Here is a 2,612-nt window from a genome sequence, read left to right on the forward strand (position 1 = left end):
TGCGACGGACCATTCGGAGCCGTCAACCCATTACTCGCACCATCCTGATTCACCGCACTACCACGCACCACCGCCAACACCCGATGCCCATTACGCTCCGCATCCGACAACCGCTCCACCAGCAGCACACCGACGCCCTCGCCCCAGCCGGTGCCGTCCGCGTCGGCCGAGAACGCCTTGCACCGGCCGTCGGGCGACAGGCCGCGCTGGCGCGAGAACTCGACGAACGTGCCGGGCGTGGCCATCACGGTCACGCCGCCCGCCAGCGCCAGGTCGCACTCCCCCGACCGCAGCGCCTGCGCCGCCCAGTGCAGGGCGACGAGCGAGGAGGAGCAGGCGGTGTCCACGGTCACCGCCGGGCCTTCCAGCCCGAACGTGTACGACAGGCGGCCGGACACGACGCTGCCGGAGTTGCCGGTGGCGATGAGCCCTTCCAGCTCCGTGGGCACGGTCGTGAGGTGGGCCGCGTAGTCGTGGTACATGACGCCGGCGAACACGCCGGTCCTGCTGCCGCGCAGCGCGGTCGGGTCGATCCCGGCCCGTTCGATCGCCTCCCACGACGTCTCCAGCAGCAGCCGCTGCTGCGGGTCCATCGCCAGGGCCTCGCGCTGCGAGATCCCGAAGAACGCCGGGTCGAACTCGCCCGCGTCGTGCAGGAAGCCGCCGCGCTTCGTGTACGTGGTGCCCGAATTGTCGGGGTCCGGATGGTACAGCCGGTCCAGATCCCACCCACGGTCGGAGGGGAACTCGCCGATCGCGTCCGTACCGGCGCTCACCAGCCGCCACAGCTCCTCCGGCGAGAGCACGCCGCCCGGGTAGCGGCAGGCCATGCCGACGATCGCGATGGGCTCGTCGTTCAGCGGCGTCCTCGCCGCGGTGACGGCCGTGGCCTCGGACACGGCTCCCGTAAGCTCCGTCTCCAGGTAGTCGGCGATGGCTCTCGCGTTGGGGTAGTCGAAGACCAGCGTGGCGGGAAGACGCAGGCCGGTGCCCGAGTTGAGCTGATTGCGAAGTTCGACGGCCGTGAGGGAGTCGAAGCCGAGCTCCTGGAAGGCGCGGTCGGGCTCCACGGCGTCCATGGAGGCGTGACCGAGGACCTTCGCGACCTCCTGGCGGACCAGCTCCAGCAGCACCCCGCCGCGCTCGGCCTCTTCCAGCCCGGCGAGCCGGCGGGCCAGCCCGGATCCGGCCGCGCGGGGCTGCTGTCGTGCCGACCCGCGTACGAGGCCGCGCAGCAGCGCGGGAAGCTCCGCGCCCCTGCTGCGCAACGCCCCGGCGTCGATCCGCAGCGGCACCAGCGCCGCCGCGCCCGAGCCGCACCCCGCGTCGAACGACGCCAGCGCCTCGTCCACCGTCAACGCCGGCAGGCCCTGACGCCGCATCCGCTCGAAGTCCGCCTCGCTCAGCCAAGCGCTCAGCCCTGTGTCGGTGTCCCACAACCCGAACGCCAGCGACGTCGCCACCAGCCCTTCGGCGGCCCGCACCTGAGCGAGCCCGTCGAGGAACACGTTCGCCGCCGCGTAGTAGGCCTGCCCCGCCGCGAGGACGGAGCCGCCGGCGGACGAGAACAGCACGAACGCCGACAGGTCGAGGTCGCGGGTCAGCTCGTGCAGGTGCCAGGCGGCGTCGGCCTTCGGCCCGAGCACCCCGTCGAGGCGCTCCACCGACAGCGACCCCACCAGCCCGTTGTCGCCCACGCCCGCGGCGTGCACGACGCCGCGCAGCGCACGCTCATCGGGGATGGACGCGATCAGCGTGGCGAGGGCGTCGCGGTCGGCCACGTCGCAGGCCGCCACGGTGATCTCGGCGCCCAGCTCGGACAACTCCGCCACCAGCTCGGCGGCGCCCGGAGCCTCGGCCCCGCGCCGGCTCACCAGCAGCAGGTTCCTGACGTCGTGCTCGGTGACCAGGTGGCGGGCGACCAGTGCGCCAAGGCCGCCCGTTCCGCCGGTGACCAGGACCGTGCCGTCCGAGCCGAACACCGGCTCCTGCCGCTCCAGGCCCCTGACCCGGCTCAGCCTCGGAACCAGCACCCGGCCGCCCCTGACGGCCGCCTCCGGTTCCCTCGCGGCGACCACCGACGCCACGGCGGCCCGCGACTCGGCGCTGCCGTCCACGTCCACCAGCACGAACCGGCCCGGGTTCTCCGCCTCGGCCGCCCGTACCAGACCCCACACCGGGGCCACCGACACGTCCACGCGATCACCGTCGTCCACGGCCACCGCACCCCGCGTCACCACCACCAGCCGCGACGACGCGAACCGCTCGTCGGCCAGCCATTCCTGGACGGCCGTCAGCACGTGAGCGGTGGCCCGCCGCACCGCGGCGGGGACGTCGTCGCCGGGCTCGGCGGCGGGGCACTCCACGTACGCCCACTCGGGCATCGCGTCGGTGCCCTTCAGCGAGGCCAGATTCGGGTACTCCTCGTCGCCGGCGGCGGGAAGCTCGGCCGGCTCCGTCCAGGTCACCTGGTAGAGGGTGTCCAGGTTGCCTGCGGTGAGGTCGGTGGACAGGGCACGCAGAGTGAGCGCGCCGATCTCGGCCACCGGAGCGCCGCTGTCGTCGGCGATGCTCAACACGATGCTGGTGTCGGAGGAGCCTCGGGTGACCTT

At 73.2% G+C, this 2,612-nt stretch carries 1 protein-coding gene; it reads right to left on the minus strand.

Annotation, left to right across the window (positions count from 1 at the left end):
- On the minus strand, nt 1-2,579 hold a 2,579-nt coding region (locus E1267_RS43395; RefSeq protein ID WP_220449959.1), incomplete at its 3' end, for a type I polyketide synthase.
- Nucleotides 2,580-2,612 lie beyond the last annotated feature (33 nt).

Origin of the sequence: Nonomuraea longispora (genome assembly GCF_004348345.1) — a bacterium.
Taxonomy (GTDB): Bacteria; Actinomycetota; Actinomycetes; order Streptosporangiales; family Streptosporangiaceae; genus Nonomuraea; species Nonomuraea longispora.